Source organism: Emticicia sp. C21, from assembly GCF_003418935.1.
Taxonomy (GTDB): domain Bacteria; phylum Bacteroidota; class Bacteroidia; order Cytophagales; family Spirosomataceae; genus Emticicia.
This window is the reverse complement of record NZ_QVMT01000005.1, coordinates 237,551-252,575: the sequence shown is the minus strand read 5'-3', so window position 1 is coordinate 252,575 and position 15,025 is coordinate 237,551. Positions and strand designations below refer to the sequence as shown.

At 38.5% G+C, this 15,025-nt stretch carries 11 protein-coding genes; 4 read left to right on the top strand and 7 right to left on the bottom strand.

The window, feature by feature from the left end; all coding sequences use genetic code 11:
* The first annotated feature begins 21 nt into the window (after positions 1-21).
* Positions 22-543 (top strand): HAD family hydrolase, encoded by a 522-nt coding sequence (locus tag D0T08_RS13745; protein WP_116983227.1) that lies wholly within the window; start codon positions 22-24, stop codon positions 541-543.
* Between the two features lie 143 nt (positions 544-686).
* Here the strand turns inward: D0T08_RS13745 and argC are convergent, their stop codons facing one another.
* Together argC and D0T08_RS13735 are read right to left on the bottom strand one after the other, a co-directional pair.
* Complete coding sequence (argC, locus tag D0T08_RS13740) at positions 687-1,655, bottom strand: N-acetyl-gamma-glutamyl-phosphate reductase (RefSeq protein ID WP_116983226.1); 969 nt, start codon at positions 1,653-1,655, stop codon at positions 687-689.
* Between the two features lie 203 nt (positions 1,656-1,858).
* Positions 1,859-2,266 (bottom strand): hypothetical protein, encoded by a 408-nt coding sequence (locus tag D0T08_RS13735; protein ID WP_147322772.1) that lies wholly within the window; start codon positions 2,264-2,266, stop codon positions 1,859-1,861.
* A 131-nt stretch (positions 2,267-2,397) separates the two neighbouring features.
* Between D0T08_RS13735 and lgt (D0T08_RS13730) the strand changes: the two genes are divergently transcribed.
* Both lgt (D0T08_RS13730) and lgt (D0T08_RS13725) read left to right on the top strand, forming a co-directional pair.
* A complete protein-coding gene (gene lgt / locus D0T08_RS13730; RefSeq protein ID WP_199538161.1) occupies positions 2,398-3,294 on the top strand; it encodes a prolipoprotein diacylglyceryl transferase in 897 nt (298 codons plus the stop codon).
* A 269-nt stretch (positions 3,295-3,563) separates the two neighbouring features.
* Positions 3,564-4,475 (top strand): prolipoprotein diacylglyceryl transferase, encoded by a 912-nt coding sequence (gene lgt / locus D0T08_RS13725; protein WP_199538160.1) that lies wholly within the window; start codon positions 3,564-3,566, stop codon positions 4,473-4,475.
* A gap of 52 nt (positions 4,476-4,527) precedes the next feature.
* On the opposite strand, the gene prfB is transcribed toward lgt (D0T08_RS13725), so the two are convergent.
* Positions 4,528-5,602 (bottom strand): peptide chain release factor 2 gene (gene prfB, locus D0T08_RS13720; RefSeq protein WP_116983393.1). Its coding sequence is split into 2 segments (ribosomal slippage): positions 4,528-5,541 and positions 5,543-5,602, totalling 1,074 coding nucleotides; the frame shifts between segments, so codons are not numbered across the junction.
* Positions 5,603-5,846: 244 nt separating this feature from the next.
* Between prfB and D0T08_RS13715 the strand changes: the two genes are divergently transcribed.
* Positions 5,847-6,731 (top strand): MerR family transcriptional regulator, encoded by an 885-nt coding sequence (locus tag D0T08_RS13715; protein WP_116983224.1) that lies wholly within the window; start codon positions 5,847-5,849, stop codon positions 6,729-6,731.
* A gap of 81 nt (positions 6,732-6,812) precedes the next feature.
* On the opposite strand, the gene secDF is transcribed toward D0T08_RS13715, so the two are convergent.
* The 4 genes from secDF to D0T08_RS13695 form a co-directional block, all read right to left on the bottom strand.
* Positions 6,813-9,818 carry a protein translocase subunit SecDF gene (gene secDF, locus D0T08_RS13710; RefSeq protein ID WP_116983223.1) on the bottom strand — a complete coding sequence of 1,002 codons (3,006 nt, stop codon included), beginning with the start codon at positions 9,816-9,818 and terminating at the stop codon, positions 6,813-6,815.
* 100 nt (positions 9,819-9,918) lie between these two features.
* Complete coding sequence (locus tag D0T08_RS13705; RefSeq protein ID WP_116983222.1) at positions 9,919-10,293, bottom strand: hypothetical protein; 375 nt, start codon at positions 10,291-10,293, stop codon at positions 9,919-9,921.
* A gap of 139 nt (positions 10,294-10,432) precedes the next feature.
* Positions 10,433-12,118 (bottom strand): alpha/beta hydrolase-fold protein, encoded by a 1,686-nt coding sequence (locus tag D0T08_RS13700; RefSeq protein ID WP_229238960.1) that lies wholly within the window; start codon positions 12,116-12,118, stop codon positions 10,433-10,435.
* 35 nt (positions 12,119-12,153) lie between these two features.
* Positions 12,154-15,000 carry a PQQ-dependent sugar dehydrogenase gene (locus D0T08_RS13695; protein ID WP_409012928.1) on the bottom strand — a complete coding sequence of 949 codons (2,847 nt, stop codon included), beginning with the start codon at positions 14,998-15,000 and terminating at the stop codon, positions 12,154-12,156.
* Between the last annotated feature and the right edge of the window lie 25 nt (positions 15,001-15,025).

Sequence of the window (15,025 nt, the reverse complement as noted above, 5' to 3'; positions counted from 1 at the left end):
TCAAATTACCTTATTTTTTTCATGAACCTAAAATTAAAATCTAAGCTTCGTAAAATCACTACCTTTATTTTTGATATAGACGGTGTCTTAACCGATTCTACTGTACTTGCGCTGAGAGGTGGAGAATTAGCCCGTACCTTTAATGTAAAAGATGGGTATGCGATGGGAAAGGCCGTACGCTCAGGATATCATATTGCTATCATTTCAGGAGGAAAAGAAGAAAGCGTTAGAGAAAGGCTTTCGCCATTGGGAATTAAAGATATTTTCTTAGGCGTAAGAACTGACCAGAAATTATCTGTTTTCGACCAGTATTTAATAGACAATAATCTAACAGCCGACCAGACTATCTATATGGGAGACGATTTACCTGATTGGGAGATTATGAAACATAGGAATGTGTTATCAGTCTGCCCTGCCGATGCTGTAGATGAAATTCAGGAGATAGCCTTATACAAATCAACAAAAGACGGAGGGAAAGGCGCAGTAAGAGAGATTATAGAAATGGTAATGAAAGAACAAGGGAAGTGGATGAAGATATTTTAGGATTTTTTGTAGAGACGTATTGCAATACGTCTCTATTGGCCTTTAAGCAGAAAAAAACTATTTTACTGAAAAACATCTCCCCAAATAACTTTTACTGATCAGGATATGCCCTCGGAGACGTAATGCATTACGTCTCTACAATATTAAAACCCAACCGGCTTCAATTTCAATCCTGCTGTCTCATCTAATCCAAAAATCAGGTTCATATTTTGTACAGCCTGCCCGGATGCCCCTTTGGTTAGGTTATCAATAATACTGCTTATCAGCAGATTATCACCGTGTTTTTCAAGGTGCAGAATACATTTATTGGTATTTACTACCTGTTTTAAATCTATTTCTGCTTCATCGCTTATATAAGTGAACGGGTGAGCGGCGTAGTATTGCTGATACAGCTCATGTGCTTCTGCTATTGTACCTTCAAACTTGGTATAAATATTCGCCATAATTCCTCTCGTGAAGTTCCCACGATAGGGAATAAAATTTATGGCTTTTCCGAAATCAGCTTGTAAAGATTTAATACTTTGCGTGATTTCTTTGAGATGTTGATGCGTAAATGCTTTATAAATAGAAATATTATTATTTCTCCAACTAAAATGTGTAGTGGCTGATAATGATTGTCCTGCTCCTGTGCTTCCGGTAATCGCACTTACATGTATGTCTTCTTTTATCAAACCTGCATTAGCTAAAGGCAATACTGCTAATTCAATACTTGTAGCAAAACAACCAGGGTTAGCAATTTTAGAAGCTGTCTTTATCTTTTCTCTTTGCAATTCCGGCAAACCATAGGTAAAGCCATTGCTTTCATCACGGAAATCAGTACTTAGGTCAACAATCTTTATACTTTCTGGAATGGCGTTTTCAGCTAAGAATTTTTTCGATTCATTATGCCCAGAACAAAGAAATAATATATCTGCTTTGCTGAAATCCTGTTCATCGGCAAATCTGATGTCAGTTTCACCTAATAAATCACCATGCGTAGAGTATACCGGTTTGCCCGCCTGACTTTTAGAATTAACAAAAGCAATATTTGTATTCGGGTGATTTAATAAGATTCTTAATAGTTCTCCGCCTGTATAACCTGCCCCTCCGATGATTCCGATATTTATTTTCATAAACGAGTAAAAATTTAAAGCCTTACCAATCGTTGGATTGATAGCTGGTTGTCAAAGAGTAATGTTTTTATTAAAATATTGCTGGTACAAGGATATTTTGCCCGGTTAATGGGTTATGTAGTATAACAATAGATAGTTTGCAGAAGTTTCTGTTGCAAATTTAAGGGATATTTCTCTAAATATAGTAGAACTAATTTACGCTTTTACCAAAGCAAGCATAAATCATAAAGTAAAGGTAAAAAGATGATAGATATTAGAGAAAAAAGGATAAATATTAAGAATTTCCATAGCTTTTGTTTACGGGCTTCAATCTCATTTTGATGTACTAAGTCTCTTTTGCCAATTTCTTTTCTGATTAATCGATAAATAAATAGATACGGGATTAAAAAACCAAAAGCTGTGATAAGGTAGATATATGTCAGATGGGTAAGATGATATATTGACAGAATTCTGAAAAATATTCTGATAAGTAATAGCATAAATCCAGCATAATAGCCTAAGAAAATAAAAGGAAATCTGTCTTGAGTATAGGTTGGTGCCAGCGTCGGGCCTATATGCCAGAGCTGAAAAGTATAGTACCCCTCATATATATCGTTCAAAAACTTTTTCACAGCTTGCATTTTAAAAAGTATAGTTAACAAAATTATACTTTTTTAAACGTATCTTCATAGTTCTTTAAAACTTTTGCAACCATCTATCGGATAAAACTTATATTTTTGAGAAAAAATCAAACACCTACAACATGATATTTTTAGAAATTCCCTGGAATGTCAATCCCATTATTGCAAAACTTGGTGGATTTGAACTGCGTTGGTATGGATTATTATTTGCTTCGGGCTTCCTGATTGGCTACCAGATAATGTCGCATATTTTCAAAAAAGAACATAAACCTGAAAAAGACCTTGATGCACTTTTATTTGTGATGATTATTGCCACAGTTATTGGCGCTCGTTTTGGACATTATTTCTTCTACGAATTCGATAGTTTCCTTCAAAACCCGGGCAAATTTCTGATTGATATGATTGTACCACCTTATAATGGTCTGGCTAGTCATGGAGCTACTATCGGTATTCTTACTGCCCTTTTTCTATATGGTCGTAGACATAAAGACCAGCCTTTCTTATGGGTTACCGACCGTGTGGTAATAACCGTAGCATTAGGTGGAGCGTTTATTCGTTTAGGAAATCTGATGAACCATGAAATTTTAGGCAAACCAAGCAATGTACCCTGGGCTTTCCGTTTTAATACATTCAGCTTGAATCCTGATGGATCTATGAAGATGACTCCAGAATCATTCACTCGTCATCCGGCACAGCTATATGAGGCGCTTTCATGTCTGATTCTTTGTGGATTGCTATTCTATTTGTGGAACCGCTTCAAAGAAAAAATGCCACATGGATTATTATTAGGAATATTCCTTATATGGGTGTTTACGCTAAGATTCTTCTATGAGTTTTTGAAAGAAAATCAGGAAGCATTTGAAGATAAAATGACATGGAATATGGGGCAGATATTAAGTATTCCGGCTGTTTTATTAGGCATTGGTGTTCTATATTATGCCTTTACAAAAGGCAAAAAAGATGCTGAGTATTATTCTACTCATACATTTGAAACAGCTAAACCTGCCAAATCGAAATAAAAAATAAGGGTGTCTAAAAGTCAATAACTGCAAAATACTATTGGCGAAGAAAAACTCAGACACCCTTATTTTTATCAATCCTGACTAGCTTCGATCTCAATCTTTCCCTCTCTTCTTAACATTTAATTCCATGGCTCACGCTTTTAGAGCATTAATACTGTATTGTTTTCATTATAAAATAATCCCCGGTTTACATTAAAGTAAAATCTCCTTTTATCCAAGTATCAGATAAAACTTATAGTTTTGCGAAAAAATCAAACCACTAGAATATGATATTTTTAGAAATCCCCTGGAATGTCAATCCAATCATTGCGAAACTTGGCGGATTTGAACTGCGTTGGTACGGAATACTCTTTGCTTCTGGCTTCCTGATTGGTTTCCAGATTATGTCTCATGTCTTCAAGAAAGAACATAAACCTGCCAAAGACCTTGATATCCTTTTATTTACTATGATAATTGCTACGGTTATCGGTGCTCGTTTTGGTCATTATTTTTTCTATGAATTTGACAGTTTCAAGCAAAATCCCGGCAAATTCCTGATAGATATGATTATGCCACCTTATAGTGGCCTTGCCAGTCACGGATTTCTTATTGGTACCCTGATAGCCTTGTTTATCTATAGCAGAAAACATAAAGACCAGCCTTTTTTATGGGTTACTGACAGAATTGTGATAACTGCTGCTTTAGGTGGAGCATTTATTCGCTTAGGAAACCTGATGAACCACGAGATTTTAGGAAAACAAAGTAATGTACCCTGGGCTTTTCGTTTCAATGTATTCAGCATGAATCCTGATGGTTCTTTGACAATGACCCCGGAAACATTTACCAGACACCCTGCGCAATTATACGAAGCACTTTCCTGCCTTATACTTTGGGGGCTATTATTCTATTTGTGGAATCGCACAAAAGAAAAAACGCCACATGGATTATTACTGGGCATATCGCTTATCTGGGTATTTACCTTGCGTTTTTTCTACGAGTTTTTAAAAGAAAATCAGGAAACATTTGAAGACAGTATGACTTTAAATATGGGCCAGATACTAAGTATTCCGGCTGTATTACTAGGTGTTGGTATTCTTTACTATGCTTTTACAAAAGGGAAGAAAGATGCAGAGTATTATTCCAAGTATAAGTTTGATCTGGAAAAAGAGAAATCTTTTAAAATAAAAAATGCCCTGTAGGGTTCAAAACCTTGAATTTCTACAGGGCATTTTTGTTTATAAGCAGAGCCGATTAACTAGCCATTAAATAGCCTTTGATAAATTCATCAATATCACCATTTAAAACTGCTTCGGTATTAGATGTCTGAATATTGGTACGATGGTCTTTTACGCGACGGTCGTCTAATACATAACTACGAATCTGCGAACCCCACTCAATTTTCATCTTGCCAGCTTCCGTTTCTGCTTTAGCCGCATTACGTTTTTCAACCTCTAATTGATACAATTTCGATTTTAACATCTGCATCGCATGTTCACGGTTAGCGTGCTGGCTACGTTCTATCTGGCAGGTAATCATAATACCAGTGGGTTTGTGAGTCAGCTGTACTTTTGTTTCTACCTTATTTACGTTCTGTCCACCTGCACCACCTGAGCGAGATGTCTGGATTTCAATATCAGCATCTTTTATCTCAATCTCAATAGTATCATCTACTAATGGATAAGCGTATACTGAGGCAAACGAAGTGTGGCGACGGGCATTAGAATCGAACGGTGAAACCCTTACCAAACGATGCACCCCATTTTCTGATTTCAGGAAACCATAGGCCATTGGGCCTTCAATCTGCAATGATACGGATTTCACTCCGGCTGTATCACCATCCTGATAATCCAGTTCTGATACCTTGTAGCCTTTTTTATTGGCCCACATCATATACATACGCATCAACATACTTGTCCAGTCCTGGCTTTCTGTTCCTCCTGCACCTGCGTTTATCTCCAATACTGCACTAAACTGATCTTCCTCATTCGAAAGCATTTTTTTCAATTCCAGTTCTGCCAGTATTTCATCAAATTTCTTTCCTTCTTCGTCTACTTCTTCTTCGGTAGCCTCGCCTAACGTGTAAAACTCAAATAGGGTTTCAAGGTCGCCGATAGCACTTTCTGCCTTTTCGTAGCCTACTGTCCAACCTTTCAGGGCACGTACTTGTTTCATTACGCTTTCAGCCTTTTCAGCATTTGTCCAGAACTCCGGTTGAGCAGTTTGGTTTTCGAGGTCATCTAACTGTTCTTTCTTACTATCGTAGTCAAAGATACCCCCTTAAAGCCGCTACTCTGGCTTTTAACTCCTTCAATTGTTCGGTAGTCATATTATGCGTTTTAAAATTATTTTCAATAAACTGATTTATCATTCCTATAAATCAGGGTGCAAAACTACTCAATTTTCTTGATTATCTTTAACATCATTTATACATAAAACCTTAGACATTAATTTTTTAAACAAATTCTATTGGTTTAAGTTATATCTATACTATAAACCAAAGCTGTGTTGAATTTATTTAAAATTCCACCTTTAGTAAAACACCACCTTTCAAGCGAAAAACCTAACATATAATGAGTAACTACTCCATACGAGATTTAGAGCAATTATCCGGCATTAAGGCGCATACTCTCAGAATCTGGGAACAACGTTATAATATTATTGCGCCTAAAAGAACAGATACGAACATACGTATTTATGATGACCAGGACTTAAAACTGGTTCTGAATATCGCTCTGCTGAAAGAACACGAGTATAAAATTTCTGAAATCGCCAAGCTCTCTGCTGAACGATTGTCGACTGAGGTCATTAGTATTACTGACAAAAAACAGAATTATCCTGACCAGATTCATGCGTTGACCATTGCCATGATTGACCTCGACGAAGAAAAGTTTGAGAAAATCATGTCTACCAATGCGTTGAAATTCGGCTTTGAGGATATGATGATTAATATCATTTATCCGTTTCTCAATAGAATCGGTATTTTATGGGTGACAGGGTCTATCGGCCCAGCGCAAGAGCATTTTATTTCAAATCTGATTCGCCAGAAATTGATTGTAGCGATTGATGGACAGGTAATAAGACATAATCCTCATTCTAAAAAATTCGTTTTATTTTTGCCCGAAGGTGAATTGCATGAGCTCTCTTTACTCTTTGCCAATTATGTATTGAGGGGTCGCAATAATAAAGTCATTTATCTAGGGCAGACCTTACCTTTTGATGAATTGGCTTACGTATGCGATACTCAAAAGCCAGACTATATATTTACTGCCATTACTTCACATCCCTCTCAGGATGAAACCCAGAAGTATGTCAGCAAACTGGAAAAAAGATTTCCCAATATCAAGATTCTTCTAACAGGCTTTCAGGTAATCGGACAAGGTATTGAAACCCGACCAGATACCAGTATTATCACACATATCAGTCAATTAATAGAAATTGCTGAACATAAGGCATGATTTACCTTATTTCAGATATCTATATAAAACAAAAGCCCCGACCTTTGCAAGTCAGGGCTTTATTTGTATAAACGCTAACTATTAAGACTTTTTAGTCTTTTTGGTTTCAACTACTACCGGAGCAGCCGCCAGTTTTTCATCTTCTTTCTTGATATCGCGTTGCATACCGTCTACAACAATTGGTGTTGCTACGAACAGTGAAGAGTAAGTACCTACGATTACCCCGATAAACATAGCAAATACGAAACCACGGATAGTTTCACCACCGAAAATCAATAATACTAATAGTACCAATAGGGTAGAGAAACCGGTTACGGCTGTTCTACTCAAAGTACTGTTCAAGGCATTGTTGATAACCGTTGGAATATCTTCTCTTACCCCACGTTTTTCAGCTAAATATTCACGTACACGGTCAAATACCACGACCGTATCGTTCATTGAATAACCCATGATAGTCAATACCGCACCTACAAAAGCCTGGTCAACATCCAAAGAGAATGGCAAGAAACCACGTAGGATTGAGAACACCCCAAGAATAATCAAGACGTCGTGAGATAAGGCCACCAATGCACCATAAGCGAAAGCGAGTTTACGGAATCGGATATAGATATAAGCAAATACCAGTATAATTGATAGTAATACTGCTTTTACAGCACCCCAGATAGCATCATTCGCAATGGTTGGTCCAACTTTAGATGAACTTACTACTTTACCTGAGTTACCATTTACATTAGTGATTGCTTTATTTACATTCGCTTGTAATTCCTGCTCAACCTCTGTATTGGTATTCTCGATTTTGTAAGGAGTCGTGATTTTTACCTGATCAAAACCACCGAATGTTTTTACCTCAATCGCCTGACCTTCGAAAGTTGGTTTCAAAGCATTTTCAATATCTTCGGTATTAACCGTTTTCTCAAATTTGGCGATATAAGTACGTCCCCCTAAGAAGTCTACACCTAAACCGAAGCCTTTAACTGCGATAGAGATAATACCTGCAATGATAATCGCACTAGAAATAGTGTAATATAATTTACGTTTCGAAACGAAGTCGAATTTTGAATCTTTGAAAAGTTTATCCGACCATTTAGTAGAGAAAGAAATGGTTTTTCCTTTGCCAATATAGTATTCGAACAATAATCTAGAAACGAAGATTGCTGAGAATAATGAGGTGAAGATACCAATCAAAAGGGTAGTGGCAAAACCAAGAATCAAACCTGTACCAAAGGCAAATAAGACAACCCCGGTAATCAATGTCGTTACGTTTGAGTCAATGATTGATGACATCGCATTTTTGAAACCGTCTCTTACCGCATCTTTAAACGTTTTACCCAAGGCCAATTCTTCTTTGATACGTTCGTAGATTAGTACGTTAGCATCGACAGACACCCCAACCGATAATACCATACCTGCAATACCTGGTAGTGTAAGCGTAGCACCAAATGATGCCATAACCCCTAATAATAAGAATAAGTTAACAATAAGGGCGATATCGGCAATTACACCGGCTTTATTATAATAAATCAACACAAAGCCTAATACTACCAATAAACCTACCAATGACGAGATAATACCTGCCTGAGCAGCTTCAGAACCTACCGTAGCACCTACAATGTCTTCAGAGATAATATTGGTTGGTGCAGGTAATTTACCGGCTTTCAACACGTTTGCTAAGTCTTGCGCTTCTTCAACTGTGAAGTTACCAGCGATGCTTGAACGACCACCTGAGATTTCACCGTTTACGTTAGGAGCAGAATATACATAGTTATCAAGAATGATAGCAATCGGGCGACCAATGTTTGCACCTGTAAGGGCTTTCCATTTTCTGGCACCTTCTGCATTCATTTGCATTTCTACGGCTGGTTTTCCGCGCTCGTCATAATCCTGGTTAGCATTGGTTACCACATCACCTTCTAAAGGGGCTTTGCCTAAATCTTTCACGAAATACATATCCACGATTTCCTCGTTCACGTTTGTGCCGTTTGCACGTGGTTTAATGTCAAATACATAGCTTGAATTAGCAGGGAACAAAGCACGAACATCTGAACGGTCCATTACCTCTTTTACGCGTGCTACGTCTTTTGTGCGAACTGCTACACCATAACCCGTTGGAATAAAAAGGTTACTGAATGCATTGTTCTGACGTTGTGCCAATGAAGCTGAATCTTTTTTAGTTGAATCGCCTTTGACGCCACCACCTGTTAACTGTGCACTTAAGCTGTTTTTAGATGTATCTGTACTCGCTGCAGTGGCTGTAGCTGTTGTATCTTTTTTAGCTCCGGTAGTTGCTGTTGTTTTACCTTTTGCATCAATATCCATTTGCAATAAGATACTTGCCAAACCATCGAAAGATGGAGCGATTTCCTGCATCGTATATACTTCGCAGAATTCTAGTTTCGCTGCACCAGACAATAATTTACGCACACGGTCAGGGTTATCAACACCCGGTAATTCTACCTGGATACGGTTAGTACCTGACAATCTTTGTAAGTTAGGGTTAGCAACACCAAATTTATCGACACGTGTCTGGATGATTCTGAACGCACGGTCAAATGCACCATCTACTTCTTTTTTGATATAGCTTACAACCTGATTATCTGATGATTCCAGGCTAAGCGTGCCACGGTTAGAGCTATTAGAGAATACATTCGCTAATTTGGTATCAGGCGCTACTTTTTTGAATTCATCAGCAAATAAATCGACGAAGTTTGTTGTGCTTGATACGGCTCTTTTTTGCGCATTGGCAAGAGCAGTAGCTACTCTTGAATCTCTTGAGCTTCCGGCCAAAGAACGAACGATTTCGGCAGGAGATACTTCAAGAATTACACTCATACCACCTTGCAAGTCAAGACCTAAGCCTAATTCTTGTTTGGTAAGGTCTTCGGTTGTTGTACCTAAAAATACCGGCTGTTTCCACAAAGAGTCAAGATATCTTTGTTTTTTAGCATAATCTATTTTACCTGATTTATCAGTAGCAAATGCTTCAGCATCGTTTCTGATGTCGTTTGCTTTCCAGGTACGTAATAAAAAGTAAACACTAAGTGTCAGAAATGCCACTAAAAGTGCTATAATTCCACCTCTGTTGCTCATTATAGGGAATAATGTTTAAAAAATAAAATTGAATTGAGTAAATTACTTCATGAAGGACTCATGAATAAAAAGAAAGAGGTACCCTTTTCAGGGTCATCAATTACGGGGCGTTGGGAGCAATATGATGCTCATACAATTTTTCGAAATACGATAGCCTATAAAGCGGTTTTGTAAAAGTTTTAACAGAAGTCTCAACAATTACATAAATTACTTGCGGAAGAGGTAAAATGATAGCATCATAGCCGAAATCGAAGGCATGACTCGGCACTACTACTTCCAGAGACACTTCACTTACAACAGTCTGTTCTTTAGACTGCTCTCCTTTTTCGGCCTTATTAGGCTTTACTTTTTCTGTAGCAACAGGAGCTTGATTCGAATGTGCATGGTAAATCTGTTTACCCATCACACTCGTCACAACCACAATGATGAACATTAAAAGTCCAAAAGAACGTGATATGTAAGTATTTTTTCTCATTTAGGGTTGCAAAGCTACAAGAATTTCTCCAAATAAGTCAAATCTAATGCCAAAATTTCAATGATTTAAACTAAAACGTGCATTGTTCCGGAAAATTATATCCGGAACAATGCACGTATATTGATTTAATAAAAGTCTATTATTTAAAAACCACCACTCCTGAGGCTTTCATTTTATCTACTTCTGTGTTTGGTAATGTCCAGTCATTATTGAATCTTCCACCTGAAACCACATTGTTGATAGTTCCTTTGAAAAGCACAAAATCCTGGAATCTGCCCAGAACATTCATTGGCGCAGGTGTGTTCTGACGGGTAGGTGCATTCGGATTGTCTGATAATGTCCACCAAGGTAAGCCAGAATTAACTAATATATAACGATTATCCACTGGAAATACATAAGCCAGGCCATAGCCCTCAGCCGCTGCTTTCAATGATACAGGCAGTTTATCACTATATTTCTCAATCAAACTGTTTGTTTCTTTAGTACCAAAAAGAATAAGGTTTGAGCTTTCAATATCGCTTGGACGAACTTCCTTATCACTCAATAAACGCGGAAAAACCATAACTCTACCTAAGAAATCACCTCTATAGGTAGACCATTCCATAGCTTTTTGAGCTTCTGCGCGTCTTTTAGCTAATTCGTCTTGTGATGGACTGCCACCTGTGCCATAGACATATACATGGCGGTCAGCAATTGCTTCTGACATCGGGCCTTCTGCACCACGTTTCTTGGCCGAAGCTAAAGTATTCAATGTATTTACTGCCCAGGCATCTCCACTTTGTGTCAATGTCAAAGTAGCACCTGCTTCTGCGCGAATGGTTTGTCCATTAATCACTAACTCCAAAGGAGATTTTGATTTGAAACTTGGATGGTCTGTCAGATTAAGTGTGAAAGTTTTTAAACCTTTGGTGCTAATCTCCAAACGGTTTTTTGTAGTAAACTTCGCATCAATCAATGCTGTTGTTCCCGGTGTAAATTCATCTAAAGTTACCCAATAAGATTTATTGTGTTTATACTGAGTAGCCGCAAAACGCACATGGTCAGGATAAGGATTACGTTTAAACTTGGCAAACCAATCGAAAATAAACTCATCTTTGTAGGCATTTACCCAGCTATCATGTTTCACACCCGGATACTCGGTATATTCTACCTGCACACCTGCATCTTTGAAACGTTGCACCCATTTACGAGTAGAATCTACTTTTACTGCAGGGTCAGCATCTCCCTGAAAGAAATAAACAGGAAAATTAATTGCATTAGGTACTAATTCGAGTGTTCCACCAGGAGGGGCCGGACAAACAGGGGCAATAGCTGCCCACATATCAGGATAGCTTAATCCAATCCACATGGTTCCACCACCACCCATTGAAAGGCCAGTCAGGTAAGTACGGTTTTCATCTATAGAAAAGCGTTTCTTAGCATCGGCTACCATGTCCATGACATCTTTTTCTGCTACGCCCTGATAGCCCATAGTACCACGGGCAAAAGAACTTATCACAATATAATCGACATCTTTCCATTCAGGAAAATAGCGACTTGCTTCTACATCAGACTCTCCTTCAGCATTACTTTTACCAAAAACCCGACGTAAAGCCAGACGATGATTAGAACCTGCGCCATGAAGCATTACCACAAGCGGATACTTTTTCTTGGCATTGTAGTTTTTGGGCAAGTATAAGCCGTAAGGCTGTTCGGTATCATCCACATCAGAATGGAAAGTAAGTACCTGTGGCCCGGAAGCCAGTTTTTGCCCGAACGAAACGAAATTGAACGAAAAAAGAACAATCCCTAAAAGGATTGTTCTTAAGTTTAAGATTTTCATCATATCAAGAGGTTAAATAGTAATTGAGTTGAAAAGAATTACAAGTTAGTATTACTTTTAAATTCTGCTCCTATTACCTGCATTAATATTTGTGTTGGCAATGCTTTTTCGTTTTTAAAGACGAAATACACATCATGCGTTCCACTGGTTGAAACATTCACCGTTGCTTTAGTTGCTCCTCTGCGCATCATCGCATTCATATCAGGCATAGCCGGAGCCGTTGTATTAGCAGGTCTTTGCTGTTGCTGATTAGCAGCATTTCCTTGCGCCGGAGCAGCTGGTGTAGTGGCAGGCGGACGGAATGGAGCAGGTTCTTTCACCTCTACCATTTCTGTTTTGCCTACTAATGGTCCGTTTGGAGAATCTAAATGAACTTCTATTACACCTCCAGCAGCACCTACACGTGTAGTAGCCATTACTAAAAAGTCTATTTGACTTATATTAGTAAAGTCTATTTTATCATAACCAATATAAGCGTTATCACCTACTACAAAAAATGACTTAGATGGAGTCATTACTTTTTGTGTGCCTTTGGCTTTATTGGCTAATTCAGGATCCAGGAATGGGTGTCTTAATACAATCGTTTGCTCAGAAGCTAAAGCGGGCATCAATTTCGTACCTCTGTCTTTATAAGAAGCCCTTAGCACAAATGAGCCGTTTTCTTTTTGTCCGGCAGGAATAGCTGTTGTATAACTACCTTTAGTCGGATAAGTTTTCACATCTTTTTTCTCACCAATACTTAAAATGTATTCAACCATTGAAGTAGCATCACTTTGTGATAATGTCGGGTGGGCACTCATGGCATGCTCTCCCCAGACACCCATACCACCACTGATTACTTTCTTAGCTAATTGCTCAGTAATTCCGGCATTACCTCTGTATTTATTGGCAATATCGGTATAACTTGGACCAACAGATTTTTTATCAATCACGTGGCAGGCTTTACAGTCACTGGCTGCCATCAAACGTTGACCGGTTGATGCGAAGGCTGCGGCGTCAGCTCCTCTATGGTTTTGAGAAACTTCAATTTTATCGTAACCAATAGGCATATAATCGATATTCACGGCCACTTGTTCTGGTTTGATTTTACCATTACTCAGGCTACCATCTTCCTTATCGTCTACCTTTACATCATACTCAATTGGTTTATTCGGGAAGTAGAACGTTTTATTACCTTTCAGGATATCAAAAGCAACTATCGGAGGTTCGTTACCTACTTTAATATCTAAAGACTGGCTGTTTTTAGCGCCTTTGGCATCTGTTACAGTCAAAGTAGCTTTATAAACCCCTGCTTTATCAAAACTTACTGTTGGATTAGCTGTTTTAAATACTCTTGTGCCGGCAGTTTTATTACTCACTTTCCATTCGTAGGTCAGGGCATCGCCATCAGCATCTTTACTTCCTTCTGAAGAGAAATTTACTTTTAACGGAATAGCACCACCCGTTTTATCCGAAGCAATCTGTACTTCCGGTTTGCGGTTACCCGCATTGTATTCTACTTTTACTAATCTTGCATTGTCGTTACCTTTAAACCACGCCGTACCATATTCTAATACATATAAATCTCCGTCAGGGGCAAAATCAATATCGATAGCGCTACCGAAATCGGTATTAGGCATAAAACGCTCCATTGATTTATAGTTGCCGTTTTCGTCCATCGTTACACTCATAATCCAGCCACGCATAAACTCTACAATCAACCATTTACCTTCATAATAATCAGGAAAAGGGCGTTTAGCTATCGGGAAATCAGAGCGGTGATATACTGGACCACCCGTAGCACTACGGCCAGAGCTACCCACTAACGGGAATTCTTCTGAAATTGCATACGGATACCAGATAAAGGCTTTTTGTGCTGGAGGTAATTCTCTCAAACCTGTATTGTTCGGAGAATCGTTGATAGGTTTGGCAGGGTCAAACTTTGAATCCAACTTTGGTTTATTGGTGACAAAATCCCAGTCTGTATAAGGTTTGCTATCACCGATGAAATATGGCCAACCAAAAAAGCCCGGGCCTTTGGCCTGATTGAACTCGTCGTATCCACGAGGACCACGTTCCGAATCTTTCGAGGCATCAGGGCCAACTTCTCCCCAGTATAAATAACCTGTTTTGCTATCAATACTTGGTCTCCATGGATTGCGGTGACCCATTGTATAAATTTCCGGACGGGTTTTAGGTGTTCCTTCAGGAAAAAGGTTTCCTTTTGGAATTGAGTAAGTACCGTTTGCTTCCGGTTTAATTCTCAGGATTTTACCACGTAAATCATTGGTATTGGAAGCACCACGTTGATCATCCCAGTCTTCCTGATTCGGGCGTTCATCGATTGTTGCATATCCCTCTGAATTACTATTACTTGTATTATTACCAACGGTCAGAAATAAATTACCTGCCTTATCGAATACCATACCACCACCAGTATGGCAACATTCATGTCTTTGAGTTGGTACTTCCAGAATTACTTTCTTTGAAGCTTCTACCAGTTCTTCACCTTTTAATTCCCAACGAGCCAATACGTGCTTAGCTACATCAGGATCAGCATAATACATATAAATCCAGTGATTTTTCTCAAAATTCGGGTCTTGTATCAAACCCATCAAGCCTTCTTCTGCCTCGCGCTTTACACCTTCACGGTTCGTATATTTGGTATTAACCGGAATTGTGGCCAAGATTTTGATTTCTTTCGTTACAGGACTATACTGTTTTAAGGCTCCCTTACGCTCCACGAATAGCACACGGCCATCTTTTAATAAGGCCATTTCCATCGGTTCATCTAGTTTCTCACCGAGTACAACCTTGGTGAAGCGATTTTCTTCGGGCACCTGGGCAAGGCTTTGCAGGGCAATAAATAGTCCTCCTACAAAGAGTTTTGTAAATTTCTTGTTCATCATAGTTTGAACTGGTAAACGGGTT

What these genes read in the sequence shown, in the direction of transcription:
- D0T08_RS13700 (WP_229238960.1), bottom strand. Translation starts at nt 12,118, where the DNA reads ATGATGAAAATCTTAAACTTAAGAACAATCCTTTTAGGGATTGTTCTT.
- lgt (WP_199538161.1), top strand. Translation starts at nt 2,398, where the DNA reads ATGATATTTTTAGAAATTCCCTGGAATGTCAATCCCATTATTGCAAAA.
- D0T08_RS13705 (WP_116983222.1), bottom strand. Translation starts at nt 10,293, where the DNA reads ATGAGAAAAAATACTTACATATCACGTTCTTTTGGACTTTTAATGTTC.
- D0T08_RS13745 (WP_116983227.1), top strand. Translation starts at nt 22, where the DNA reads ATGAACCTAAAATTAAAATCTAAGCTTCGTAAAATCACTACCTTTATT.
- argC (WP_116983226.1), bottom strand. Translation starts at nt 1,655, where the DNA reads ATGAAAATAAATATCGGAATCATCGGAGGGGCAGGTTATACAGGCGGA.
- secDF (WP_116983223.1), bottom strand. Translation starts at nt 9,818, where the DNA reads ATGAGCAACAGAGGTGGAATTATAGCACTTTTAGTGGCATTTCTGACA.
- D0T08_RS13695 (WP_409012928.1), bottom strand. Translation starts at nt 15,000, where the DNA reads ATGAACAAGAAATTTACAAAACTCTTTGTAGGAGGACTATTTATTGCC.
- D0T08_RS13715 (WP_116983224.1), top strand. Translation starts at nt 5,847, where the DNA reads ATGAGTAACTACTCCATACGAGATTTAGAGCAATTATCCGGCATTAAG.
- lgt (WP_199538160.1), top strand. Translation starts at nt 3,564, where the DNA reads ATGATATTTTTAGAAATCCCCTGGAATGTCAATCCAATCATTGCGAAA.